This window comes from Desulfogranum mediterraneum DSM 13871 (genome assembly GCF_000429965.1).
Classification (GTDB): domain Bacteria; phylum Desulfobacterota; class Desulfobulbia; order Desulfobulbales; family Desulfobulbaceae; genus Desulfogranum; species Desulfogranum mediterraneum.
Genome location: NZ_AUCW01000032.1, coordinates 1 through 26,525 on the forward strand (window position 1 = coordinate 1; position 26,525 = coordinate 26,525).

A 26,525-nucleotide genomic window follows, 5' to 3' on the forward strand; every position below is an offset into this window, starting at 1 on the left:
CTCAATTTCAAAACACCCTATGAAGTTTTCAACAAACTGACAGGTATCGATGTCAGAAAAATCATGGGTTATGCACTTATCACTTGAATTCAGCCTTCAAAGAGATAGTACGCTCCAAAAGATGATGGTGCTGGAGCATATGTTTTGATGAGCACAGCCTTAGGGTTATCAACTGCAGATATTGCTTCATCCCATGACAGCTCTTCTGTTTTTTCTTCAAGTTCTTCAATGTCAAAGTGGTCAGCATGATACTCTACGCCTTCATCTGTGGCAATCAACAAAGTGTGCTGGCACTCTTCTGGCTCGCTCTCACTCTCATTACTCAAAACGACCTTGTCACAGAAAGGACAACAAATGTTTTCAGCTGAATCTACTTTGTAAATTTTCATTACAACTCTACTCCTTATATTTTGTACAAAAAAACTGACAGTTCCCCATCATTTTAACGGAACTATAGTTACTTCAAACTTCTTGCATAATCGGTATCTTTGCAGCTTGGAAGCGAGAGAAAAGGCATCTTTTCCATCAAAATGTTGAAAAATATCCAGTCCACGATCAAGAAGAATCTTCCATCCAGAGTTTGTCACGATATGACGCGCATGAATAGTTCTACCTTCGTCAAACTCCCAAGAAAAATTAATCCCGGCACTCCATACATTCTCTTGAATCTTCATTAAATATTCTTTCTGCTGTTCAGAACAGAATTCATCTTCGATAGTTATGAGCTTTACCAACACTTCCTCGTCATCACTCTTGTTGCTGACGACAGTCTCAAGAAACTCCATCAGGTTTCGTGCCTGGTGAAACTTCCGGATATAGGCATCTGTTACCACAATATCTGTGGCACCGTTTAGATAGGGTCCGAAAAGGTCGTCGAAGCTGATTCCCTTCTGGTTTTCCTCTATTACCAGATGCTGCTCCTTGAGCTCTGTGCCTAAATCAAGGCCTGGTTCTGGCGGAGCAGAGAGGGGTTCTTTTTGTTCAACACCGCTACCGTCGGCATCATCCCTGGCCCCCTGGTAGTAGTGCTGAGGATATTGTCGTTCTTCCAGGGTTTTCACCCGTTCCTTCCTACCCTGGCCAACTGCTTCATAGCCGAATTGTACATCTCGGTAGGTCGAATCAATTCGCATCAACTGATCCTTGACCCTTTTACGTCCTTCTATGGAAAACTGCAGCAGTATCTCCACTTCCTCCTTGCTTACCTCACCATGAGGAAAGAGAATTTTCATAAGGCCAGAGAATGTTTTCTGGATTGCATCTCTATCTCGTGTCGAGATATCATTGAACAATTCGAAATGCTCTTTGTAGTCTTGTGATAAATCATGGTTTCTCAGTGTCTTGAGAATCTCTGCCAGATAATCAACAACAAATCCATAGCCATCAGAAAACATCTCACCACGGATGATATCCACCTCCCAGCCGGGAATATAGAAATGGAGGCGGTCGAGAAATGCGGAGTCGTAATATGCTGCCGGTAGTTCTTCGAAAAGGTCTGAATGTCTGAGCATGTACGGGACATTATGTTTGGTGTTTCCTACAAAAACCATCGAGGCTTCTGCTCCCAGCGTTTCAACACCACGGGAAAACGTCTTGTTGGCCATATAGTTCTTCATGATATCAACAAGAGCCTTATTCGGCCTTTTCTCTTTACCCGCAAACTCATCAAAGGCAACGGTATCCCAGTACCCCACAAGGCCAAGCTTGCCGTTTGAGTTGTTAACAAACAATTTCGGAACCGTAACCTCTCCACCGGATATCAAAATCCCATGGGGAGAAAATTCAGAATAGATGTGCGATTTACCGGTCCCCTTAGGCCCCAGCTCAATAATATTGTAATTTCGTTCGCAAAATGGAATCAGTCGGGCGAGCTGCAGCAATTTACTTCTTGGCCCAAACATCTCCGGATTAAATCCGATCGATTGAAGCAGCAGATCAATCCACTCATCAGTGGAAAATTGTTTTCTCGCCTCAAGGTAACCATCATAGTCAAAATGTGACAATTGGATTGGTTTCAACGATTGCAGCAACCAGGGGCTGATACGTTTATCTTCCGACGACTCATATTCCACATCACAGATACACCAGACTCCACCAGTCAGGAGCTTGGGGTGTTGTTTCACAGTGTCGGTATCTACCAGGATCTTTGACACGCCCAGGTTACTAAAAGAGGCCTCATAGACATCATCTTTATCGTTGAGCTGCACCCCTATCTTGTCGATAACCTTATGACGCCCCTTTTCCCTGATAACCGATTTGATCAGCCCAGCCTCATTGCGATGGACATAGTGCTTCCGCAGGATCTCCTTGACGGTCTCAATCCCTGTCTGGATAGTTGCCTCATCGCTGGTTGCGCAATACTGTCCGAGCAGGTATTCGAGCACATAGGAGGGAACAATGGCGTTCCCCTTGACGGTTTTTACCAGGTCTTTACGAACAACAAGCCCCTGGAAATGGGTGTTTATTTTCTTGTCGAATTCGTTCATGAATTATCTACCCTTATACATCAAAGTCACTGGTAAAAGAACGACGCATCAGATATCTTACTGACTTATATTCCTTATAATGCGATGTTCCTGTGTGCTTTTCAGTCAGTCGAAAAATGACTTCCCTGCCATTAACCGCATCGGCCTTGCGGGTGAGTACCATCCGGATCTGTAGCTCCCGCTCCCTTGGATTTTCAGAACTAAAGTCAAAATGGAGGTCATGGGAGTCTGAGATCAATTCTCCTGTCTCGGTATAGATACCAGCCCGCAAGGTTCTTGATTGAACCTTATCTGTTGCCGGCTGGGCCTGGTAGAGGGCCACTGCAAGCTGACCGGAAGTAATCACCGAACTTGAGCCCCGAATAATTTCTACCTCCACAGCTGTAACGTCACTCTGCCGTTTCTTGTTAATCGTAAGCACCGGCAGAACCACCTCCTGCAGCGATGCACCGCCATGAACATAGCGGCTGCCTGAGCCCTTCTGGCGCAGCCGATTGATCGACTTGGGTATCTGTACCTCAATGTCCCCGGCAAGGCCAAGCTGCGATGAGGTAAAGGCCCGCAGGCCGGAGGCCTCTTGTAAACCCCTGCCCAGTACAAAGCGGCGGTCACGAACAAGTATCTGTTTACCTTCAACTTCGGCTCCGGAAAAATCGCTCTCGTCAATGGCACGATTTTGGTAGATAAATCCATGATCCGAAGTAACCAGCAGGTTACTGGCATTGGCCCCGGTCAACTTTTTGATTAAGCGGACCAGCTCTTCCAGGGTCTCCTCCACTGCCGCAAAAACACGTTCCTCAGACTCTCTCTTGTCACCGGTCCCATCAATGCGGTTGTGGTACACATAGATGACATCGTGGTCTCGTACCAGAGCCCGACATTCGTCACCTTTTAAGGCCATCAGCTCATCGGCTTTTACCGCTGTCACCTGAGTCGAGAGTGCCTGCTGCAATATTTTGGCGCGATTCGTTGTCCCCTGGGAGCTCAGACCATCCACCAGTACCGTCCCGGATTGATTTTCAGCAACCATCAAATTCGTGTTGGGTAAGAGCGCCGCCATGCCAAGTTGGGTATAACTGGGGAGCATGGAGAGCATGGGCGCAAGTTCTGCACCATAGCGATCTTCCTGGCGGATACGGCTCAGCAGTTCATTGCCGACCTCGTAGCGCATACCATCAGATATGATCACACAGATCTTTTTGCCTTTTTTGAGAAAAGGCCGAACCCAACGCTCAAAAAAAGTTTTTTGCAGGGGGATAGGTTGGGCTGCCCAGCTACCGGCTTCGTCGACAAAGGTCTGCCAGTAGTCATTCACCTTGAGGAGGTAATTGTTGGAGTAGAGATTTTCGATCTGTTCAGCAAGTGTTCCGAGCAGCGAGGTCTGCCCAGAGGCACGGACGTGATAGATATGTTTTCGATAGAGTTGATCAAGTTTGTACCAGGATTGGATGTAACGCTGGATGCCATCTGCCAGGCTCTCCATAGAGAGCGTTGCTTCTGCAAGATGATCAATGAATTGCGCGGCAAAATCAACTGCTTCGTAGAGATGGTGGTATTCACGGTGCCAATGACTCTGTCGCCGTTGACGTACCCATAGTGCCACTCCCCCGCCACTGACGGTGCGATTTGTTACCGCAGTCACCAAGTCATAGATGATCTGATCATCAATACAACGGAAATAGTCCAACTCAAGCAGCTGGCGAAAGTCCCGAGTTGCTATATCATTTTTTATGCCCAGTACCTCGGCACAGTCACCAGAGAGAATCTCGAAAGAGCTCTCAAGTTGACGACTGTCTTTCCATCTCTTGAGAAAAACCAGGGCATCTGGTGTTAATCGAACCGTACCATCGGTGGCCATGGCATAGCAGGATTGAAACAGCTCGATAACAAAATCACCCACACCAGGTTCATCGCCAGGCTCAGTCGTGGTGTAGCCATAGCAGCGGCTCACCTGCTCCCAGAGAAAGAGATTAAGGCCGCATCTCCCGATCATCTTGATCTTCTCGTCCCGCTTGGCAGCGTACTCCTGCAATAAACTGCCAACTACACTGTCGAGCAGTGGCTCGCTACCGGTGCAGACTGCCAGCATTTTCAGGCGAATGGATCCCCGGGTGTCATCCGGGAGAAGAAGTTTTTTCAGTGCCTCTTTTCTTTTTATGGCCCGAAAAAACTCTGCATGCTCCGCTACCAGTTTCACAAAATCAAGGTCAAGATCGAGTTCTGATAACCAGATTGCGACCTGGTCGGTGCGGAATTCACCCTGGCCCAACTGTAGATCCAATAACCAATTGTCAAGGTCTGCGGGTTGCGGCCCTTCGTGGTAGAGCAGAAACTTCTGCTCGGGCTCCTCACAGAGCAGACGGTACTTGATACCGTATTCATTGTTGCGGATGTCCACCTTTTCGATGCCGGGCAGTATAAGAGCCTCAAAGTCATTGCGGAGTTCCTGTTTCGCGTCGTACCAAAAAACAATCCGGTGACGTTCGAATAACTTCCGCAAGGCCTGACCGATACGGTCATTCATTCCCATCTCCCTCTGTCTCGGGGACTGGCATAGTTTTCTGCCTGTTGATCATTGCAACAATTTTTCATTATTTCCACTCTTGTAACAGCACGTCGCACGCCACGCCATTGGTCATGACTCAATTCTCCCTTGGCTGTAACAGTGCCTTACCCTGTTCGGTGATCCGATATTTCTGTAGGCGGCTGGTTGGTTTTTCGGGAATGGTGTAGGCTACATATCCCTTGACCACCATCTTTTTCATCAATTCGTTGAGGTAGCGAGTCGGCTTGTTCTTTCCCCGTGCCCGGGCAATCTCGGATTTAGAGAGCGGTCTGTTTTGGAGCAGGCCTAGAACCTGGTAGGCCATCTCTGATTCTACCCTTGACTCTGCCCCTGACTCTACCCCTGACTCTACCCCCGTTTTTTGTTTCTCTTGATCGCTCCCCGGTAGGCCTGTTGGCGATTTTCTCGATTGCCGGGGGGAGGGGACCACCGGCTCATGCAGATAGACGGTAAAGCGTACTCGCATACCCAGCTCTTCAATGGTCGGCTCCGGTAAATCAAGGGTCTCGGCCTCTCGGAATATGCCCGGTATACCGCTGCCCCCCGTTCGATCAGATCCAGTTCGCGGAAGACATGGGCAGTGACCGGATTCCGGATCTGGGAAATACCCTGTTTCATGTCCTCCACCGTCAGCCCCGGCAGCAACAAGCCCGGACTTTCCACTTCAATGCGGTTATCGAAAAAGGCTACGCGGATCGGAGAGCCTCGGTGGGAATAGTCGGCATGCACCAAGGCATTGATGATGATCTCGCGCAGGATGTTCAGGGGAATGGACCAGAGATCCTTGCGGCGAATCTCGGAAAAATCAGCACCACGCATGGCGTGTTTTTTGAGAAACAGCATGATGCTGTCCACTGCCCTGGGCAGCGGGTCGTGAAGGTCAATGTGATCAAAGATGTCGCCCTTGTCGTTGCCAATGAAACGACCGCATTGGATCCAGGCATCATCGAAATAAAAGCGGCGGTCCTTGCCGTAGAGCAGCATCCCGCCCTGACTCGGCACCAGTCTTCCTTGATCTTTGACCAAGATCTTCAGGCTTTGCAGCATAGCCGGATCAACAGTTCGGCTTGAAAAGTCAGCCTCCATGGCAGCAAGGTCCAGGGCCTCCATGTTGAGATCCGGCATGGGCAAGGTATCAAAGCTGACGCCGGCGACACCACGTTGCAACTCGGCAATCAACTGGCCATCGGCCTGGCGGTTGCTTGATCCCAGTCGGACATAGACCCCGTTTTCAGCACCCGCTACCTTGAGCCAATGGGGCCGTGAGCCACTGAGAAAGACCTCAACCAGCAGAAGTGTCTTGCCCTGGGCTGTTACCATCTCGATGGTGGGAACGAGACGAGGGGCAATGGCATCGGCAATCATGTTAGCCAAGCGCTCTTCCTCATCCAGTGGCTGCGCTATACCAATGACGGTCTTGTCATCTTCCACCCCGATAATTAATTTGCCGCCAGCCGTGTTGGCGAAAGCGACCAGGGTTTTCAATAACGGTTTCGGAGATGACAAATCCCGCTTGAATTCCAGAGTCTTACTCTCAGGCTCTCTGAGTAATTGCTCAATGGCTTGGTTCATCTCAATGTCCGTCCTACTTTGATAGCCCGGCTATCTTTTTCAAGGCCTTGCCAAAGAGTGGGTAGTTATGCTTAACTCCGTCATCGAGGTCGATTTCGATCTGTCGGGTAGCCAGCGGATAGAGTGTCTCATTTTCGTACCCATTCAACTCCGCAATCACTTTATTAACTCTCTCGATATCTCGCAGGGCTTTTGTCTTTTCCCTTTGGCTACTATTTGTGCTGATACCAATAGATTCTAACTGTTGCTTGTGGGAGATGAGCTTGGTTTGGAACTCACGTAGGTAAGCGTTGAGCACCACGCTTACTGTATCCGGGCGATAACGGTGCATATAGATCAGGGCATTGAAGCTCCCCTTGGGACTGGAAAACATCCAGTAGATGGGGCGTTTTTTGTAGCGTTTTACGTGGTCGGTATAAAACTCACTGAGGAAATAATTTCGAATGGTGTAATTCTTCTTATTTTTTATATTCAGTGCGTTTTCTATAAAGGTCAGGTTCTCTTCATAGTGTTCCTCCCCAAAAGTAATACGTAGGAAGGTGCGGAAGCGCTCGACAATGTCGTCGGGAAACCAGTCACCTTCGAGCATGGGGATGACGCTGTCGTCATCTGCCGGAAAGCTTGGCTCTGAAATCTGCTTGAGGTAGTCCTCCATGGTCTCACCCTGATTAGCCAGGATCAGGCCTGGCTTCTCCAGGGCGTAGCGGCCGAACATGCAGCCCACACTATAGGAGATGAATTCGCGCATGGTGTCGGCCAGGAGCAGTGCCTCCAACTCTTCTTCGCTTTTACTGTTGCCGTAGCGGTGATGGGGGTTGCAGGTTAGGGTAATTTCGTTCAGTGGTGGTTTTGCGTGTTCGCCAAAATCACCTTGCAAGACATAGGCTTCGATGAAAATGTTGTTATTCTTTTCTTCTAGTCGTTGCATTTCCAACGCTACTTTTTGCCAGTACGCACGGAGTTTATGATAAGTGGCCTTCAGAGTCGGTTGGCTATAGTCAGATTGTAGCAACGGAAACTTGGAAAAACCCCAAGATAGTTCACAAATATCCCAGTCTGATTTAGAGTACCTTAAAAGTTTGTCTATAATCCTTCTTACTTGTTCCTCATCGACCTTCTTTCCCAAATCAGGAAAGGCCCTTATATTCTCGGTATTCAACGTCAATGTTGGGTTTAGTAACGAAAAAATAAAACATGCAATATTAGTATTAAGAAAACTAAGTGAGGTATATAACCGAGCTTCTTTCTCAAACATTACCGTCGCACCTGCTGTTTCATAAGTAACATCAGATGGCAATAATCTAAAACACGGGATCCCTGAACTTATACGCGTCCAGGTAACCCCCTTTTCATACCATAAATACTTTGGAGTGAGCCGTGCATTGTGATTCGATTTGTAAAAGGCTATGGCTTCATCTGACCAATCTATTACATTCTCAATGTTTCCATACCATTTTCTAAAATCTCCGCCTTTTGACAATAAAAGCCATCTCTCACCTCGACCAACTACACGCGCTCCAACCTCCCAAATATATCGAATAAACCTATCATTATCGGTTGTCTTGTTTATACCTTCAGAAATTGCAATTTCTTTAAGAAGTGGAAGGTCGAATAGTGCAAGTAATCTAGCAGGAACCCAGTAAGCAATTGGTGTGCCACTGATTTTTCTGAAATCTGCAGCGGAAGCCTTGTGGTACCACCTAACTTCTTTATTTTTTATAACTTCACGGATAGCACCTTCCTTTTCAGCCTCAGAATTACCACTTACTAATCTTAAATATCCGCCTCTGTACTCTGGCCTGTTTGTGTTTTCTAAGACAAAGGCTGTCGTTGAAACAACTTCACCGCCGATACTGTCAAAAGCCCTAGCTCCAAGGTGCGCCATAGATAGCAATGTGTTCTGAGCCATAATTCGGGCTCGTAGCGCCTCGAAAGAGGACAAAAACATCCAGCTTTGCATTGTAATCATCGCAATAACTCCTTGTTTTTGCACAAAGTTCAAGTTGCGTTCGATAAACATTGCAAATAAGTCAGGTTTGCTGATTTTGTACTTATCTTGAGCAAATTTTTTGAGGCGTCCGTTCATACCCTTGCTACCCATATACGGCGGATTCGCCACCACCACATGGTATTTGGGGCTCAGGTAGTCAGCCTGCTGCAGGGCTTGCAGCACCTTCTGGTGGGTCAGGCTCAGAAATAACTGCCCAGAGACGTTCTTCGATGCCAGAATCTTGAGCATCCCCGCCACATCGGTCACCTTCGGGCGAATCAGGGAGCCGAAGTTGTCGGCCTCTTCAAACTGGCGCAGGGTGGTCTGCAGCGGGGCGGTGAACAGGTTGCGGCCGACAAAATCCATGTAGTTTTTCAGCTCGTTTTCGTCAAAATGAACATTTTCCAGCACGCAGATATTGGGGACTACCTTCTTGCGAAAGAAGCGGCGTTGCTTGGCACGGGCCTTCATGGTAAGGGCAAAGGCGGCCATTTCCCCGGCCCGTTCGTCTATCTCAATTCCATAGAGGTTGTGGCGGAGGATCTTCTCCGGGATCTCGGCCGGTTCATAGCCCTCCTCCTCATAGATGGCATGCAGCAGGTTAAAGGCATAGGTCAACATATGGCCTGAGCCGCAGGCTGGGTCACAGATTTTGATCTCCTCCGGCGTGGAGATGCGCAGGAAATCGGCCTCCGGCTGCTCGGGTCTGATGTAGTAGTCCATCTGCTCCACCAGCTTCGAACCCGGACGGTTCAGCATCCAGAGGCGGCCTAGGGAGTTTTCCACCAGATAGCGCACGATATAGTGCGGCGTGAAGAGCTGAGTAGCGGCCGGAATATTTTTGGGGGTAACCTTCCTGTTTTTCTTTAGCCCAGCGAACACCTCGTCCTTCTTTTCGGCAATGTAGAACTGGTAGAGCCAACCGATCACCTCGACATCCCGGCAGGTGTCGGGCGTCATCGCCTCACGGGTATAGGCAAGAATGGAATTGCCCGAGAGCAGGTCATCGGGCATCAGCAATTCAGTATAATCATCGATACGCTGGAACAGAAAGGGCATGGCCCGATGCCAGTAATTACAGGCTCCAACAACCAGAAGACGGTAGGCTTCACCCTGGGGATCACTGCTGGGTGCCTGACCATCGAGCAAGGCAAAGACCTGTTGGCGGATTTTTTCGTCAACCATCTCTTCCGCTACATACCCCATCTTGGCCTCGGCCAGGATCTCGGGCTGGAACTGCCCCGCAGCAGGCGACACCACGCCGATGCGGGTGTAGCGGTTCACATCCATAAAGCGCAGGGCACAGAAGCGGTTGAACCAGATATAGGCCACCTGCTCGGTAACCTGTTCCTGGCTGTGCTGGCCAATAGCTTCATCAAGCCGTTTAATTGCTTCCGATTTTTCACGCCTGGCTGCACTGCCTTCAGCCAATACCATGTTCAGCTTGGCGGCGACCTGTTCCATTAGATTGCGCCGGGCAAACTGAGCGAATTTTTTAAGTTTGGCTGTTTCCATCTATGGGGTCCCCGCACTAAGCCGTCTGATTGAGTTGTCACCAAATCGTCTTTTCCACTGTTCCATATTCAAAATCACACATACAGCAGCAGAATCAGCGGGCCAGTCACTATGACTCAATGGGATGGACCTATGCAGTTGATCTTGCTTGTTGAGAAGTAATGCTGCATCCAAACGGGCCATTGAAAGCAAAACAATATATTCTATTTTCTTATCTGCTTTATTTTGAACACTGCGAAAAAATAAAGTATCTCTATACTTTCCGGAAAGGCTCTGGATCAGTTGACCGGATCGTAGTTTGGTTAAAAAACCATCTCTATTCGCAACTCCAGGAATATCCGGGTCTTTCACTTCTATAAAACGATATAGATTTTCATATTCAATGATAAAATCGACTCGTTTTATTGTATTCCCACCATGATAGGCAGGGTCATCAAACTGCATCGCGTCAATTGCGTCACTGAAGTCAAATTCAAGGTCGATTTCAGTTAGCTTAGTCATTGTCAGCATTTCCCAGCGATCGTTCTATCTCAGCGTCATAGATCTCATTATATGTTAATGCTATGGAATTATTATTGAGCATTTTATAATTGTCAGTAGACTCAATCTTTACCTGACCGTCCTCGTCATGATAAAGAGTATGAAATTTTATAAGATCTCCCTTCCCTTTTTTATCCATCAGCAGATCGAACCATTTGAGCAGGATGTACTCATGGGTTGCTATAATTATCTGTTGGCCACTGCGAGATAACTCTAGCAGCACATCCACAATCATTTTCATTAACTGGGGATTGAGGTTAGCTTCTGGTTCGTCCCAATATAATGGGCCGTTGGTTCCTGTACCTATTTTACTGTTTTGAAGTAAGCGCTGTAGTACGCCAATTTTACGGTATCCCTCCGCTGTCATAGTTGTGGAGAAACTGCTAGTTGACTGAGGTGAAAAATAGGTTTCGCTGGTATGTTGATTTTTATACTCTTTATAAATACCAGGTTTAAACAACACATTGGAACCCTCAAACTCAAATCGACCGCCAATTCTATTGCAGACCTTCTCCATTGCCCACTGGGCCTTTTCTTCCGTGATCTCTTCAGGATTGAGAAGCTTCCCGACTAGATCCAAATAGGTACTATCAAACAACCGATTGACTGTTGGCGGGTGAGATTCAGGGTCTGTCATGCCATCTAAAAAAGAAAGTACTTCTTTTGTTGGTAGAAAGACCCCTCCACCAGGTTCTGTATTTTTATAATCTCCAATGGGAATGGCCTTTTGGGATCGTGCTGAAAATATTGCGCCAAATGAAATATCTGTTGTAAAGTCTACACGTATTTCTGCTTTTTCCTTGTCACCCAGATGCTTCAATGAGCCAATTTTTTCCTCTGCAGGTTTATAAATCCCGAGTAATTTCTCGGTAAGCAATTGTGCAACATCTGCTTTCAGAACAGATTTCTTGTCGTAAAGTTCAGCAGCCGTGCTCGTTAGGAGATATGCAGCTTTTAATAATTTGGTTTTCCCACAACTGTTTTCACCTATTATCACGTTAATTCTGGGGGAGAACTCGATCTCTAACTCTTTAAATGCGCAAAAACTTTTCAGATTCAATCGGGTAATCATATCTGAATCCTCTTCCCTTTATGGATTTCTTCTAGAAACGCCTCACGCATGGCTGTGAGGTAGCGATCCACATCGGTTTCGTCGGCAAGCCAAGCCTTCTCAAAAGGAACCAGTACGGCACGGCTTGGCACATACTCAATGCGCGGTTCGGGTTTGGAAGAAGGTTTGGCTTTGGGTGATGTCCCCTTAGGTTGGGCCGCGTCTTCGGTTTCCGGCTTCGGTTGAGGAGGAGTCGGCTGGGCCCAGGCTGTCAGCTGCGAGAGTTGGCGTTGATAGTCGTTTTCCTCAAAACGGCGCAGGGTATCACGGATGACCGCGATCAGCTTCTGCCCCTCAATACTTGCGACACAGGCTGCAAATGGTTTGCATAGTTGTTCCTGTTGCTCCTGGGTAAGGGTAGAAAATTCATCCATGCTGCAGAGGCGTTGCTGCAACTGCATGATGGTCTGGATGGCCCTCTTCTTTTCGGCGTCAAGCCGACGTTCCACCTTGGTTTCCAGATTATCCACCAGGATCTTTAGCTGCTGCATGCTGCTGCTCTTGAAACACTCTGGGTCAGTCAGGGCGTGCAGGAGTGCCTTTGGCGTCATGCTCCAGCTATCATCTGGAACCTCTTCTTGGGTCTCAAGGTTGTCGTTTGCATCACTTTCTTCCAGGTAGGAGAAGTTGGCCTCCTGTTCCTGGGCAAACTTTTGGGCCCTGTCAAAGATGTCCCTTTGTGGTCCATGCATAAATTTACGTATGGGATCAATGACATCTGCTTTCAGGTCGAGCAGCAGGTCTTCCTGGCGGACAAGCTCGGTGAGGTACCAGGTATACGGCTTGTCGCTCATCTGGGCCAATTCTTCAATTGCTGGGGTCAGGGCATGCAGAAAGGGGTACTGCTCCTTTTGGGCTGTCAGGATGTTGAGCTCTTGTATCAGCTCCTGCAGGGCCGCACCTGTCTCCAAGGCAAGTGCTTTTGCTTCATTGGCATGTGGTGGGGTGTCAAAAAAATCCTCATACAGTTCTTTCAGTGCTCTCACCTGGGAGGCGGAGAAGGCCACCTGTGGCTCCAGGACAAGATTGCCATGGCCATGGGAATTACGTAGCATACCTCCCAGGTCGTCATTTTCGAGCAGGTTGCCATCAGCACGCACCTCTACTTTGCCCCGGCCACATAACTTGGCAATGGTGCAGAGGGCGGCAGCGTAATACCAGCCGTATGGTTTATGTTCAAACTTTTCGACAACACTCTTGACCGTAGTGCGCACACCGCCCCGATTGTTGCTTTGGATAAAGGCAAGCAGCTCCTGCTCGGCTTCCGGTAAGGCCGTGACATCATCGCTCAATAGCCCTTGTTTTGCCTGTTTGAGGTGTCTGGTAATATCCTTCTCGTTATAGGCTATTCCGTGTAACATTCGGAGATTGGGGTAGGCCTGGGTGATAAGCTGCTGGAATCCATGGGTGACGCGTGTTTGGGCATCTTCAGAACCGATTTCTATCTCTCTACCAAAGACAAACATTGCGGCCTTGCCCATGAGCGCCTTAACCCGTTGCTGCAGGCCGGTGTATCGTTCGCGGTTTTGAAATCCCTTCTCGTTAAGGATACGTTCCACCGCCTCCTGCTGAGTGATAGAGATGTTCTGGCGAATGTATTTTTCCGTCCGCTTGTACATAAGCAGGTCACGCACCAGACGATCATCGGCTGCCAGCACCACCCGTAACTCGTGGCGAAAGACGGTCTCTGTTCTGTGCATCTCCTCTTTGGCCGCAGACTCATGGAAAGGTGAGATGACATGTATGGTTAACTCCTGCTCTCTGCCATACAGACGGTCATCCAATTTTCTCGAATAGTTGTAATCCTGGCCGTTTTCCTCGTACCTGATTTTTTTACTTTTCAGTATGTTGTCAAAAATGATTCGTTCAAGCTCTGAGGCAATATCAGCAGCCTCTACCTCAGTGTTCTTGATCTCCTCCTCAACGTCTTTTTCTTCATCGGTGAGGTACTCAAAAAGATCGCCGTTGCGTTGGATATAGGTCTGCTGCTCCAGCAGGTTCAAGGATTCCTCTACCTTTTTGCGGAGTTTGGGTAGATCCTGGTTGAAACCCTCCAGCATCAACACGCATACATTGCGTAGCGTCGGTTTAAATTCTTTTACATATTTGACCAGAAAAAGGGCTTTGAGCACCTGTAGGGCAAAGACTTCGCCGAGTTGGCGCTTTGCTGCAAGTATCGACTTTTGAGTCTGTGATTTTAAGGCGGTCTGGATACCTTCAAACATCAGATCAAAGGAGGCCAGTTGGCCAAGCTGGTAATCTTTGATCTGGATAACCACTTGTTGAAACACCCCAAGCATTGACCGTTCCCCCACGGAACTATGCTTTCCTTCAAAGGCGTTATGGCGGGAAAGGTTTTCGATGGCTGACTGAAACAGCTCGAACTGGTAGGGCACAAAAGGGTAACTTCTGATGAACTCATCCCGGTCTCTAAAAATTTTATAATCCCTTGAGCCATCAGTAAAACTAAAGAGCGTGCCAAAGTTATTTGCTTGCTGATGGTACAGGTCGGAGATGGCCTCTGCGCCTTCGTCTGTTTTTGAGAGCAACCTTTTTTGAATAACCTCAGAAACATTGGTACTGGTAAGCAGCATCTTGTTTTTGAAACGTGCCATGATCTTTGAGAAATCATTGCTTTGCTGCTTGTTCATCTCCCCCAGAACCGCCCCCATATCATTCTGGGATGTCACCACAATCCAGGCGCGGCCACGACTCTTGGTGGCCAGACTCTCCGCAATGGTCTGCAGGTTGGTCATTAATTTGACATTTTCCGCAATATACTGGCCAACCTCATCGATGAAGAAATTCAGGCGAAACTCCGGTGCCTGTCGATCTAAAAAGGTCTGAACCTGTTCCGCAAAATCTTCGATGGATACGCGGTACTGGCTCCTGTATTTATCCAAAATACCCATTGCCGAGGAGGCATCTTCTTCGGTCACCTGGGCATAGGCCTTGGCAATATTTTTGGCCTCAAGCAAGGATTGCTCACGCCCTTGCTGCCAGGATCGACCAGTCCCGGACTGATATGCTTGCTTAAATTTTTCGTACAGCTCACGACTATCGAGATCACGCTCAAACTGGGCGATATGTCCATGTTTTCCGTAGTAGCCGCACATCTCGTCAAATACCTTGACAAAGACCGCCAGGAGCGCGTCGATTTCAGTCTTGCTGATAACATCAGCTTTCTGATCGATATTAAAGAGTATGCTTTTAGAGGGGATGGAAACAGCTCGTTTGAGATCCCCCCGAAGAATCTCATTCTCTCCACATTTTGGCAGAAACAGCTCCAGTGCGGAGGTGCCATCTATCTGGCGGTCCTCAAGAAGCAGTGCCAGCATTTTCAACAGGTGTGACTTACCGGAACCAAAGAAACCCGACACCCAGACACCATTTGCACCTTCGTAGTTATTATAGGCGTCGAGAAAAGACTCCATCCGTTGCTCGACTTCATTGGTTAAAACATATTCATCAATTTCAAGGTGAAGGCTTGCTTCATCATCTGCCTTGATGACCCCTTCAATGGGGCGATCAACAGGCTTGTTGAAAATCGTTTTCAAATTCATCACGTTTCCTTTGTCTACGCTTCACAGTGAAATATGTTGAATGCCCGGTAGTATTTGTCATCATGGAACCTGCAAAACAAGTCGAGCGATGCACCGGATTCAAGAGAGTGGGTATAGGCCCCAGGGAAAAACATCACCGTGGGCTTATCTTTGGCCGTACTCTGGAGGTTGTTAAGTACGTTGTGCGAACGAATATAGGGGAAGACTTTTCCTACTCCAGTTAGAAAAAGTACATCAAAATCGATGGATGCCAGTTTTGCAGCAATGGCAGGGATAAGGTGGGCCTCTGGGTCCAGTACTCCCTGTAATAGCTCTCCGAACTCCTCTTTGCTGACAGATGATTCAATTTCAATAATTTGCTCTAATATATCTCTGCCCTTGAGAATCTCTATTGAAAGGTCGTAAAGATCTATCTTGAGTACTCTGACTCCAATCTGTTCAAGGCGGTTGACGAGCTGACCTTGGATTCGGCTCATCTCCACGGAATTTTGTGGGCTGTATGGGCAAATAAAAAAAGGGACCTCATTACCAAGACCCTGCATTTTGAGGAATCGCTGCCCGGAAATCACGTCGAATAGGTGTTGAAACCGTTCTTGCATCGACCCGGTATTGCTGTCTTTATTCAACCGCTCCTCTCCTCAAACTCGCATCAAAAATTGGGAATAGTTTAATATCTTTATTGTTTTCTAAAGATATAATCTCTGAAAGCTGCGGGCTCAACATAGCAGCGTTGATGGTGTTGTTACCACTCAAAAGACCGGCCTCTCTTAAAATTTTAAACAGTACCTGGCGAAGCTTCTGCCTGGTTGAGGGTCGGATCTCGTCAATTTCCGGATGCCATTCCATTTTTCTATTAAAGAAGGTGTCATAGTCTTCCGGGTGAAGGTCAGGCTTCAAGCTGATAAATCGCTCTCGAAGGACCTCCACCGCAAAGTCAGCTATAAATTGATAACGTCGGCAAATGGCCAGCCACAGAAGATACCCTTGATCAGGTGGGTCGCCTGTGACGAGTAAATCCAGCTCTTGAGCTTTGAGTGTTTTTAGACGAGATATGGTTTCCCTGCAAACTCGCTGTGAGGTGTTGAGCGTTCTCGCTTGCAACAGGTTGCCAGAGACAACTTTTTCTCGAACGGTTTTCCAGTCCTTGAGTTCTTGATACAACGTCGCTAATGTCAGCGACTCATTACGCAAGAGACTGCCGGTTGTAAATGACATGCTGTATCGTTCGTTTTTCATTCCTTATTTTTGTTTTTTCTGGAATTTGATGAAAATCTAACTCTCAATCAGTTCCTCAGGCTCCAATGTTCAATCACCCTGTACCTTGGCCTTAATTATCTGTGGCTTGGATAATGTCACCTTTCAGTTTTTCGTTTGTCGTTGCTCTTAACACTCTGTCGGGCCATGGATTGTACCTGGTGCGGCAGGGTAAAGGGTAAGGCGGCAACAAAAAAGCCCCTGAATGCGTAATCGCATTCAGGGGCTTTAAATGGTGGAGGCGGCGGGAGTCGAACCCGCGTCCGGAAACTCTCCCCTTATGTATCTACATGCTTAGTTTCGGGATTAGTTCTCGCAACCGGTGCTCACCCGAAACAGGGATAGCCGGTTGCCAGCTTGAAAAGTCTCGTCAAACGCGTCTCAAGCGTACGCGGGTGACCAGCCTACAGAGTCGACGCTCCGGATCCAACCTGGCAGGCGCAGGATGGTGGAACGGCACAGCAGTCTAAGCTGCCAGTGCGTAGTTATAATCGTCTGCGATTATATTTACATTCTGTCATTTTTACGAGCTGACAGAAACTCGGCATGCAACAGTAAGCTTCAATATCCCCGTCGAATCCGTTTCGCCCCCATGTCTTGTTTTCTTTTTATCGTTCGCTTCCCTGAATTGGGGTTAGTCCTGTCGCCGTAGATCCCGATCAATGTCTCGGTGCGACTGTTTCTCTTTCAGGGCTGCGCGTTTATCGTAGAGTTTTTTACCACGGGCAAGGCCCAGTTCGATCTTAGCCTTCCCATTCTCTATAAAGTATATCCGAAGGGGGATGAGCGCAATGCCTTTTTCGTGTAATTTTCCGATTAGCTTCTTGAGCTCCCCCTTATGGAGCAGCAGCTTGCGTACCCGCAGGGGGTCCGGGCTGACATGGGTGGCAAAGGAGTAGGGGGAAATATGGACATTATAGAGAAAGAGTTCCCCGTTCTTGATCAGGGCATAGCCGTCGCGGAGGTTGGCCTTGCCGGCCCGCAGCGATTTGACCTCCGGGCCCTTGAGGACCATCCCGGCCTCAAAGATCTGGTCGATATGGTAATCGTGGAATGCCTTCTTGTTTTTACAGACTATTTTTTTGCTCATGTGCCTATCTGAATAAATCGGTATGACCGTTGTTGCTCTGCTGAGCGGACTGATCCTCTCTTATCCCATCTCTTCCCCGGGGCCGTCAAGGGAATTGCGCCGGAATCAGGGATGAATCGCCCTCCCGGCCGGGGGATTAGACCTCTCTGGTGACCCGCAGGGCCTCTTCGATGGTGGTGAGCCCCTGGCGGACCTTGCGCCAGGCATCCTCGCGCAGGGTGGACATGCCCTCCCGGATGGAGACCTGGCGGAGCTCGTCCACCTGGGCCCGGGAGGCGACCAGGGACTTCAGCTGTTCGGACATGGGAAAGATCTCGAAGATCCCCAAACGGCCTGAGTAGCCGGTACCGCGGCAGTGGCGGCAGCCCTTGCCGCGCTGGAGCTCAAAGCTCTCCCGGTCGCCGACGGCAAAGCCCATCCTGCGGATCTCCTCGGCAGCCAGCTCATAGGGCTCGATACAGTGGGGGCAGATCTTCCGCACCAGCCGCTGGGCCAGGGCGCCCAGCATGGTGGAGCCGATCAGGAAGGGCTCCAGTCCCAGGTCCTCCAACCGGACGATGGTGGAGACCGCGTCGTTGGTGTGGAGGGTGGAGAAGACCAGGTGGCCGGTGAGGGCGGCCTGGACCGCATAGGTGGCGGTCTCCAGGTCACGGATCTCGCCGATCATGATGATGTCCGGGTCCTGGCGGAGGATGTTGCGCAGGATGGTGGAGAAGTTGACCTCGATCTGGTCCTGGACCGAGATCTGGTTGAACTCCTCATGGACCATCTCCACCGGATCCTCCACGGTGATGATGTTCTTCTCCGGGGTGGCGATCTGTTTGAGGGTGGAGTAGAGGGTGGTGGACTTGCCGCTGCCCGTGGGCCCGGTGACCAGGACGATGCCGTGGGGGGAGGCCATGAAGCTGTTGTAGACCACGCGGTCCCGGCGGGAGAAGCCCAGCTCGTCCAGGTCCTGGAAGATCACGTCCGGATCCAGGATCCGCATCACCGTCTTCTCGCCAAAGGCCACCGGTACGGTGGAGACCCGCACCTCGGCGTCCCCCTCTTCGGCCCTGCGCCCGATCTTGATCCGGCCGTCCTGGGGGCGCCGTTTCTCGGCGATATCCATCCGGGCCAGGGACTTGATCCGGGAGGTGATGGCCGAGTGGACCGCCTTGGGCAGCTTGTAGATGGTGTGGAGCACCCCGTCGATCCGGAAGCGGATCATGCAGATCTCCCGCTTGGGCTCGATGTGGATGTCGCTGGCCCGCTGCTCCAGGGCATAGCTGAAGAGGTGGTTGACCGCGGCCTTGATGTGCTGGTCCGTGGAGGCCAGCTCCTTGGCAGAGGAGAGGCGGACATACTGCTCCAGGTTGCCGATATCCACGGTGGAGCCGCTGCCGCCGGTGCCGAACTGATTCTCGGCAGCGCTGATGGAGCGCTGGAAGCCGAAGAACTCGGCCAGGAGCTTCTGGATATCGGTGCGGGTGGAGAGGTAGCTCTTGATCCGCACCTGGTTGGCCCGCTCGATGTCGGCAAACACGGACTGCTTGTCCGGGTGGTAGGTGACCACCTCCAGGATGCCGTTGCGCAGGCCAAAGGGCAGGATCAGGTGGCTGACGGCAAAGGAGCGGGGGATGGTCTTGGTGACGATCTCCATGTCCAGCTCTAGGGGGTCGAGCTTCTTGTAGGGGATCTTGAGCTTGCGGGCCACGGCCTGGATGATCAGCTCCTCGCCGAGGATCTCGTTGGCCCTGCCCGGGATCTCCAGGTTGAGGGAGACGATGATGGCCACCAGGTCGGGGTAGCCCTTTTCCAGCTTCTGGAGGTCTTCCTTGCGGCGGCCGCCCAGCTGTCTGAGGATCTTCTGGCGCTGTTTGCCCTTTTCCCGGGTAACAAAGCGGCGCTGCTCTTCGCTGAGCAGCCTGGCCTCGACCAGCAGGTCGAGGAGCTTGTCACTGTTTAAAAACGACATATCCGTCTCCGAGGTGGTCCAGGGGCTGTGCCGGCCGGCTCTTGCCGGTGGCTTGCCCTGGCCTCTGGTTGAGCCGCTGGCCGGAGCAGGGCCCGGGCTGGGGCCTGCTGTCCTGTTTCTGCTGTCCGGTTCCGGTTGGCTGGGGTCCTTGGCAGAGGAGATCCTCCGCTGCTGTTCCTGATTATAGAACTATGGCGTATCTTTCGCAATCCAGGACTGGGGCGGTCCGCGTTCTTTGCTCTGGGGCCGGAGCGGGTGCTGTCCCGCTCGGCCGGGGCAGGGGGGTCAGAGCAGGAGCTTTATCAGGACAAAGCCGCCCACCAGCAGCACCAGAAAGATCACGGTCAGGATGTTGAAGTATCTGTTGATAAAGTGCTGGACCGGGGCGCCGAACTTGTAGATCAGGCCGGCCACCAGGAAGAAGCGGGCAGAGCGGGCCAGGATGGAGACCAGGATAAAGGTGAGGAAGTTGATCTTAAAGGCACCGGCCGTGATGGTGAAGAGCTTGTAGGGCAGGGGGGTGAAGCCGGCCGCGCCCACAGCCAGGGCATCGTACTGCTGGTAGAGCGCCTGGACCGTGGTATACTTCTCCTGGAGCCCGTAGAGCTCGAGGATGGGTTGACCCAGGGTGTCCATGAAGCCGTAGCCCAGGCCGTACCCCAGGGCGCCGCCGATGATGGAACCGGCCGCGCAGATGGCGGCAAACTTGAGGGACTTTTTGGGCGCGCCCACGCAGAGGGCGATCAGGAAGACATCCGGCGGGATGGGGAAGAAGGAGGACTCGGCCACGGCGATCAGGAACAGGGCCCAGATGCCGGCAGGGGTCTGGATCCACTCCATGCAGCGGTTATAGAGCCGCTGGAGCAGGGAAAGTTTGCGGGCCGCCTCAGTTGTTCCAGCCATGGGCTCCTATCAGGTCGACAAAGCGAACCTGCTCGATGAGGTGAATGGTGGTTTCGCCGTCCTGTTTGATCACCAGCTGCAGCTCCTGGACCCCGTGGTCTCCCACAGGAATTATCATCCGCCCCGGGTCTGCCAGCTGGTCCAGCAGGGGTTGGGGGATGATCGGGCCGCCGGCAGTGACGATGATGCCGTCAAAGGGGGCCTGGTCCAGCCAGCCCCTGGTGCCGTCGTCGATCCGGGAGACGATGTTGTGATAGCGCAGCTTGTCGAACATCCGGCGGGCCCGGCCCAGGAGGCCGTCGAGCCGCTCGATGGTATAGACCCGCTCGCAGAGCCGGGAGAGCACCGCGGCCTGGTAGCCGGAGCCGGTGCCGATCTCCAGGATGCGCTCATGCCCCTGGAGCTGGAGGGCCTCGGTCATCAGGGCGACGATATAGGGCTGGGAGATGGTCTGACCCTTGCCGATGGGCAGGGGAAAGTCGCCATAGGCATTGGCCTGCATGGCATCTTCCACAAAGAGGTGGCGGGGTACGGTGGCCATGGCCTGGAGCACCCGCTCGTCGTGGATGCCGCGGGGGATAAGCTGTTCCTCCACCATCCGTTCACGGTAGATTTCAAAGCTGGTAGGCGAGCTCACTTGACTTCTTCCCAGGTAAAATCGTCAGCCCAGTCCTGGTCCGCCTCGGTGAAGGTCCGGAACTCACAGTTGGTCACGATTTGGTCCTTTAAGGTGATGATGATCATCTCATAGCCCTCCGGGTCCACCCAGTCGCCCATGATCGGGGTGTGGCCGAGGAAGCCGGGCTGGTCTTCGTAGTAGACGTATTCCACCACGCCGGGTGAGACGGTGCGTTGGCCATTGGGTGTGCCCAGGTAGCGCTGGACATCGTTTAAGGTGGATCTGCCCGCTTGGATCAGAGAGGCATCCGAGGCCAGGTGGCGCACCTGTTTGGCCTGACAACCGCACAGGGTGAGCGAGACCAGCAGGATCAACAGGAACTTGTGCATACATACCTCCAAAAAACGCTCTTACCCCGTGGTGACAAGAGACCTGCCGGGCAGAGAGTGCTGCCCGGGTCAGTGGTCGTGATCATGTCCGCCGCCTGGGCGGTGATGGTCTCAGGGGGATCAGGTTGGACCTATCACAGCCGGGATAGGACTCTGCAAAGAAAAAAAGGTTGTGTTCATATATCGTGAACACAACCTTTTTTCAAGCCAAGAGTAGGGGGCGACCCTCAGGTTGCCCCGCTCTTATCTGCAGCGCCTGCCGATTATTCACCGCCGGCAGCCCGCTCCAGGATCCGGTAGTTGCGGCTGACCATCTCCATGGGATCGATCACCAGACCGGCCTGGATCAGGGCGTTGTCATAGATCTGCTCCACGATGGTGCCGGCAAAGTCGGGATCCGTCTGCTTGAGATCGGCCAGCTTCTTGATCAGGGGGCTGGCGCCGTTGATCTCCATGTCTTTCTTGGAGCTCATCCCAAAGCCTTCCTCCTGGCCCGAGGCCTTCATGATCCGCTCCATGGAGGAGGTCATGAAGCCGTCCACGTTGACGATCATGGCCGGGCTGTCCACCAGCCGGTCGGAGCTCTTCACCTCCTGGACCTTGTCGCCCAGTCGCTCCTTGATCCACTTGCAGAGGGCCTCGATCTGGTCGGCGGGCAGGGCCTCGGCCTTATCCTTGGCATCTTCACCGCTGTTCTCCTCGGTGGTCTCGGGCAGCCGCAGGTCCGCGGTGTCGGCGGAGACCAGTTTCTTGCCGTCATACTCGCCCAGGTGATTCATCACAAAGTCATCGATGGGCTCCAGGGTGTAGAAGATCTCGATGCCCCGCTTCTTGAACATCTCCACATAGGGACCGCTCTCCACCGCTACCCGGCTGGGGCCGTTGATGAAGTAGATCTTGTCCTGGCCCTCCTTCATCCGGCCAATGTAGTCATCCAGGGAGCTCATGGTGCCGGCCTCGGTTTCCGAGGACTCGAAGCGGAGCAGCTTGCCCAGGTCATCGCGGAACTCGAAGTCCGAGGTGACGCCCTCCTTGATGAAGATCCCGAACTTGTTCCAGAACTCCTGGTACTTGTCCGCGTCCTTCTTGGCCTCCTCGTTGAGGAACTTGATGAAGCGCTTGGTCAGGACCTTGCGCAGCTTGTAGACCAGGGCGTTGTCCTGGAGGGCCTGACGGGAGATGTTGAGGGGCAGGTCTTCGGAGTCCACCACCCCCTTGAGAAAACGGAGCCACTCGGGCAGGATGTTCTCGCTGTGCTGGTCGATCAGCACCTTCTGGCAGTAGAGGTTCACCCCGGGCTGCATCCGACCCATGCCGGCCACCTCAAAGTTCTCTGCCGGCACATAGACCAGGGCGTTGATGGCCAGGGGCGCGTCGGCGGAGAAGTGCTGGCGATACATGGGCTCGTCGCCGGCATTGCCGATGAACTTGTAGAACTCGGTGTACTCCTCTTCGCTGATCTCGCTCTTGGAGCGGGACCAGATGGCCTGGACCGTGTTGACGGTATTGCCTTCGAGCTTGACCGGGAAGGGGATAAAGGTGGAGTACTGCTTGATGATCTGCTCCACCGTGAACTTGCTGGCATAGGTCTGGGCATCATCCTTGAGCTCGATGATGATCTTGGTGCCGCGATGCAGGCCGGGGCAGGAGGCGATGGTGTAGGTGCCGGAACCGTCCGAGGCCCACTCGTAGCCTTCGCCGCCGTCCCAGGAACGGGTCTGGACCCGGACATTCTTGGCAGCCATGAAGACCGAGTAGAAGCCGACTCCGAACTGACCGATCAGGCTGACATCCTTCTTGACCGCCTCGGCCAGCTCTTCAAAGAACTTGCCTGAGCCGGAGTGGGCAATGGTTCCCAGGTTGGTCTCCAGTTCCTCCTTGGTCATGCCGATGCCGGAGTCGCTGATGGTCAGGGTGTGTTCCTTGTCATCACAGTCGATGGTGATCTCAAGGGGGGCCTGGGCGTCGAACTCGGGCTTCTCCACCAGGCTCTGGTGGCGATACTTTTCCAGGGCATCGGCGGCGTTGGAAACCAGTTCGCGGACAAAGATATCCCGCTCGGTGTACAGGGAGTTGATAACGATATCAAGAACCTTCCTGGTCTCAGCCTGAAACTGTTTGGTTTCGACCTGTGCTTCTGTCATGGTGATCTTCCTCGTTTTGCTATGTAGGGTTAAAGCGCTGCTGGGCAGCTTTTGCCGGGAGCAACAGGCAGGGCGGCTTCAGGGACATGTGGCCTGGTTGTCAAGACGCTTGGAACAGGTCTTTTCCGGATCAGCCATACATGTCAAGCCAGCTGTACTGCGCTGGTTTGCTTGATTTTTTTCTTGGTTCTAGCTCAAGAATATCATACTTTCATTTATCCGGCCAACATGGTAAGCACGATTAACGTACTGTCAAGCCGTACTCCATGCCCGGCCTGCTAATGACAGGCCGGCTCACGCTACCTCAGCATTCGAGCCATTTGAGCTCTTCGTCTTATGGAAAACACCCACTATGATACCTGTGTCATCGGAGCCGGGATCTCAGGCCTGAGTACCACCGCCTTTCTCCTGGAAGAGCAGCCGGAGCAACGCGTCCTCCTGCTGGAGCAGAGCGACACCGCCGGCGGTGCCATCTCCAGTTTTGCCCAGGATGGTTATCTGGCCGAATGGGGCCCCCACGGTTTTCTCGACAACTGTGAGGAGAGCCGCCGGCTGGTGACCCTGGCCGGCCTGGATGGGGAGCGGGAGCTGGCTCCCCTGGGCGAGTTTGTCCGTTATGTCTGCCTGGACGGCCGGCTCAGGTGTATCCCCCAGACCCCGTTGAAGGTGCTCAGGGAGCCGCTGATCCCCCTGAGTGCCAAGCTGCGGGTCTTGGGGGAGCTGTGGCAGGGCCCCCTGTCCGGGGAGCCCAGCGTGGCCCAGTGGGTCGAGCACCGCTTTGGCAAGGCCCTGTTGCCCTTTGCCGATGCCGCCTTTACCGGTACCTATGCCGGTGATGTCCACCGCTTGAAGATCGATGCGGTCATGGCCGGGGTCCGTGAGCTGGAGGGGCAGCATGGTTCTGTGCTCCGGGGGCTGGCCCGGAGGTTCTGCAGGAGGCGGGCTGCAGCCAAAGAATGCGAGGGTGAAGAGAGGGGGGGGCGCTGCGGCAAGGGCAGGGGGCTGCCGGCCATGACCAGCTTCTCCTCCGGCATGGGGCGGCTTCCCCAGGCCCTGGCCGAGCAGTTGGCCGCCAAGGTCAGCCTCCGCTACAATACCGAGGTGACGGCTATTAAAAAGAGCGACCAGGGCTGGGAGGTGAGCGCCGCTGGTCACCGTTTCTGCTGTCGCGACCTGGTGCTGGCCCTGCCGGTCAACCGCTCTCTTGCCCTGATCAACCAGGTGGAGGGGCTGGCACCGCCGCCCCGGCTGACCATCCCCGAGGCCCGACTCGCCACGGTCCTGCTCGGTTTTGATCAGGCAGCAGAGATCCCCTTTGGCTTCGGCTACCTGGCCCCGGAGAGTGAACAGCGCTATGCCCTGGGCGCCCTCTTCTCCTCCCATATGTTTCCGGGTCGGGCTCCGGCCGGTCATCAGCTCATGGAGGTGCTGGTGGGCGGACGGCGCCATCCCGAGCGACTGGCTGAAGATGATGACACCCTGATCAACCAGGTCTACCGGGATCTGGGCCAACTGATGCACCTGCCCAAGGCGCCCTGTCTGCGCAGGGTGCTGCGCCCCAGGGCCGGGATTCCCCAGCTGGAGGAGGGCTATACCCAGCTCTTGAGCTGGCGCCGGCAGCTGATGGCCGCCGAGGCCGGGCTGCACCTCTGCGGCTTTGGCTGGAAGGGGATCGGCCTCAACGACATGATCAAGGAGGGCCAGCGCATGGCCGGACGGATCGCCGAGCGGCAGGGCGATGAAGGGCAAGCAGAGCTGAAAGGGGTCTACTTCTAGGCTGGACTTGCTTGAAAAGCGGCCTTTCTGTCAATCCTGGCCGTCACGCCCGCACGGCTGGTATTCGGCAGGCCGTATTCCAGACAGGCCTGCCGATACCCGGAAAGCCCGTCACGCCCGCGCAGGCTGGAATCCAGTCTCTGCTGAAGCTGGATGAACCGTGCAGCCACCCCGGGCTCCATCCGGTCGTCATGTCAGTCCTGTCTTCTTGTCCTCTTCTTGTCATAAAGGGGATGGAATGGACGCAGGGGAGACTCTCTCCTCTCGGTCACTCATTTTCTGGCTGTTTTTTCAGTGCAGGCTGGAATTTTAGACCAGGCCTGCCGATACCCTGAAGCCCGTCATTCCCGCGTAGGCGGGAATCCATACCCATGTTCAGATGGGGGTTCAAACGGACATCCGTCATTCCCGCGTAGGCGGGAATCCAGTCTTTGCAGAAGCTGGCTGAACCGTGCAGCCTTCCCCGGGCTCCATCCGGTCTTCTTGTCAGTTTTGTCCTCTTGTCATAAAGGGGATGGGATGGACCGAGAGGAGACTCTCTCCCCCTCAGTCCCTCATTTTCTGGCTGTAATTTCCGTGCAGGCTGGAATTTTAGACCAGGCCTGCCGCTATCCTGAAGCCCGTCATTCCCGCGTAGGCGGGAATCCAGTCTTTGCAGAAGCTGGCTGAACCGTGCAGCCTTCCCTGGTCTCCATCCGGTCTTCTTGTCAGTTTTGTCCTCTTGTCATAAAGGGGATGGGATGGACCGAGAGGAGACTCTCTCCCCCTCAGTCCCTCATTCTCTGGCTGTTATTTCCGTGCAGGTTGGAATTTTAGAGCAGGCCTGTCGATATCCGGAAATTCGTCATTCCCGCGCAGGCGGGAATCTAGTATTTGCTGAAGCTGGATGAACCGTGCAGCCTCCCCGGGCTCCATCCGGTCGTCTTGTCAGTCCGGTCTTCTTGTCCTCTTTTCCTAAGGAATGGGATGGGATGGACGCAGGGGAGAACTGAACCCTAAGGGATTTCTCCGGACCCTCGGTGTAGAGCGTGTACCAACCTGGATACCCGC

At 52.5% G+C, this 26,525-nt stretch carries 16 protein-coding genes, 1 other RNA gene and 1 pseudogene; 1 reads left to right on the forward strand and 17 read right to left on the reverse strand.

The genetic code is table 11. The features are described 5' to 3' along the window. Positions 1 to 89 precede the first annotated feature (89 nt). The 17 genes and pseudogenes from G494_RS23490 to htpG all read right to left on the reverse strand — a co-directional run bounded on the left by G494_RS23490 (position 90) and on the right by htpG (position 23,699). Positions 90 to 389 (reverse strand): hypothetical protein, encoded by a 300-nt coding sequence (locus G494_RS23490; RefSeq protein WP_051305692.1) that lies wholly within the window; start codon positions 387 to 389, stop codon positions 90 to 92. A gap of 48 nt (positions 390 to 437) precedes the next feature. Beyond that, the gene (brxL, locus tag G494_RS0113475) at positions 438 to 2,486 is read right to left on the reverse strand and encodes a BREX system Lon protease-like protein BrxL (RefSeq protein ID WP_028584966.1); all 2,049 of its coding nucleotides are present in this window, start codon (positions 2,484 to 2,486) and stop codon (positions 438 to 440) included. A 13-nt stretch (positions 2,487 to 2,499) separates the two neighbouring features. After that, positions 2,500 to 5,010 (reverse strand): BREX-1 system phosphatase PglZ type A, encoded by a 2,511-nt coding sequence (gene pglZ, locus G494_RS0113480; RefSeq protein ID WP_028584967.1) that lies wholly within the window; start codon positions 5,008 to 5,010, stop codon positions 2,500 to 2,502. 118 nt (positions 5,011 to 5,128) lie between these two features. Next, positions 5,129 to 6,624, reverse strand: a pseudogene (locus G494_RS23495) (RNA-binding domain-containing protein). Between the two features lie 13 nt (positions 6,625 to 6,637). After that, positions 6,638 to 10,129, reverse strand: a complete 3,492-nt coding sequence (pglX, locus tag G494_RS0113490; RefSeq protein WP_028584968.1) for a BREX-1 system adenine-specific DNA-methyltransferase PglX — start codon at positions 10,127 to 10,129, stop codon at positions 6,638 to 6,640. Beyond that, on the reverse strand, positions 10,130 to 10,630 hold the full coding sequence (locus G494_RS0113495) for a hypothetical protein (RefSeq protein WP_028584969.1): 501 nt from the start codon (positions 10,628 to 10,630) through the stop codon (positions 10,130 to 10,132). Beyond that, positions 10,623 to 11,741, reverse strand: coding sequence for an AAA family ATPase (locus G494_RS0113500; protein ID WP_028584970.1), 1,119 nt, complete (start codon positions 11,739 to 11,741; stop codon positions 10,623 to 10,625). The genes G494_RS0113495 and G494_RS0113500 overlap by 8 nt, the downstream gene beginning before the upstream one ends. Then, positions 11,738 to 15,343, reverse strand: a complete 3,606-nt coding sequence (gene brxC, locus G494_RS0113505; RefSeq protein WP_028584971.1) for a BREX system P-loop protein BrxC — start codon at positions 15,341 to 15,343, stop codon at positions 11,738 to 11,740. The genes G494_RS0113500 and brxC overlap by 4 nt, the downstream gene beginning before the upstream one ends. A 14-nt stretch (positions 15,344 to 15,357) precedes the next feature. Next, on the reverse strand, positions 15,358 to 15,942 hold the full coding sequence (locus G494_RS0113510) for a DUF1788 domain-containing protein (protein ID WP_084456824.1): 585 nt from the start codon (positions 15,940 to 15,942) through the stop codon (positions 15,358 to 15,360). Positions 15,943 to 15,961: 19 nt separating this feature from the next. Continuing rightward, positions 15,962 to 16,579, reverse strand: coding sequence for a DUF1819 family protein (locus G494_RS0113515; RefSeq protein ID WP_028584973.1), 618 nt, complete (start codon positions 16,577 to 16,579; stop codon positions 15,962 to 15,964). A gap of 251 nt (positions 16,580 to 16,830) precedes the next feature. Then, positions 16,831 to 17,189: a transfer-messenger RNA gene (gene ssrA, locus G494_RS26220) on the reverse strand. Between the two features lie 42 nt (positions 17,190 to 17,231). Further along, on the reverse strand, positions 17,232 to 17,687 hold the full coding sequence (gene smpB / locus G494_RS0113520) for an SsrA-binding protein SmpB (RefSeq protein ID WP_028584974.1): 456 nt from the start codon (positions 17,685 to 17,687) through the stop codon (positions 17,232 to 17,234). Positions 17,688 to 17,823: 136 nt separating this feature from the next. Next, complete coding sequence (locus G494_RS0113525; RefSeq protein ID WP_028584975.1) at positions 17,824 to 19,644, reverse strand: GspE/PulE family protein; 1,821 nt, start codon at positions 19,642 to 19,644, stop codon at positions 17,824 to 17,826. 285 nt (positions 19,645 to 19,929) lie between these two features. Further along, complete coding sequence (locus tag G494_RS0113535; RefSeq protein ID WP_051305693.1) at positions 19,930 to 20,547, reverse strand: YqaA family protein; 618 nt, start codon at positions 20,545 to 20,547, stop codon at positions 19,930 to 19,932. Further along, positions 20,531 to 21,145 carry a protein-L-isoaspartate(D-aspartate) O-methyltransferase gene (locus G494_RS0113540; protein ID WP_051305694.1) on the reverse strand — a complete coding sequence of 205 codons (615 nt, stop codon included), beginning with the start codon at positions 21,143 to 21,145 and terminating at the stop codon, positions 20,531 to 20,533. Before G494_RS0113540 ends, G494_RS0113535 begins: the two co-directional genes overlap by 17 nt. Positions 21,146 to 21,180: 35 nt before the next feature. Continuing rightward, entirely contained in the window at positions 21,181 to 21,555 is a 375-nt protein-coding gene (locus tag G494_RS0113545; protein WP_028584978.1) for a hypothetical protein, read from the reverse strand. A 263-nt stretch (positions 21,556 to 21,818) separates the two neighbouring features. Continuing rightward, entirely contained in the window at positions 21,819 to 23,699 is a 1,881-nt protein-coding gene (gene htpG, locus G494_RS0113550) for a molecular chaperone HtpG (RefSeq protein ID WP_028584979.1), read from the reverse strand. 336 nt (positions 23,700 to 24,035) lie between these two features. On the opposite strand from htpG, the gene hemG reads away from it, so the two are divergent. Beyond that, the gene (gene hemG, locus G494_RS0113555; RefSeq protein WP_028584980.1) at positions 24,036 to 25,475 is read left to right on the forward strand and encodes a protoporphyrinogen oxidase; all 1,440 of its coding nucleotides are present in this window, start codon (positions 24,036 to 24,038) and stop codon (positions 25,473 to 25,475) included. Positions 25,476 to 26,525: the final 1,050 nt, after the last annotated feature.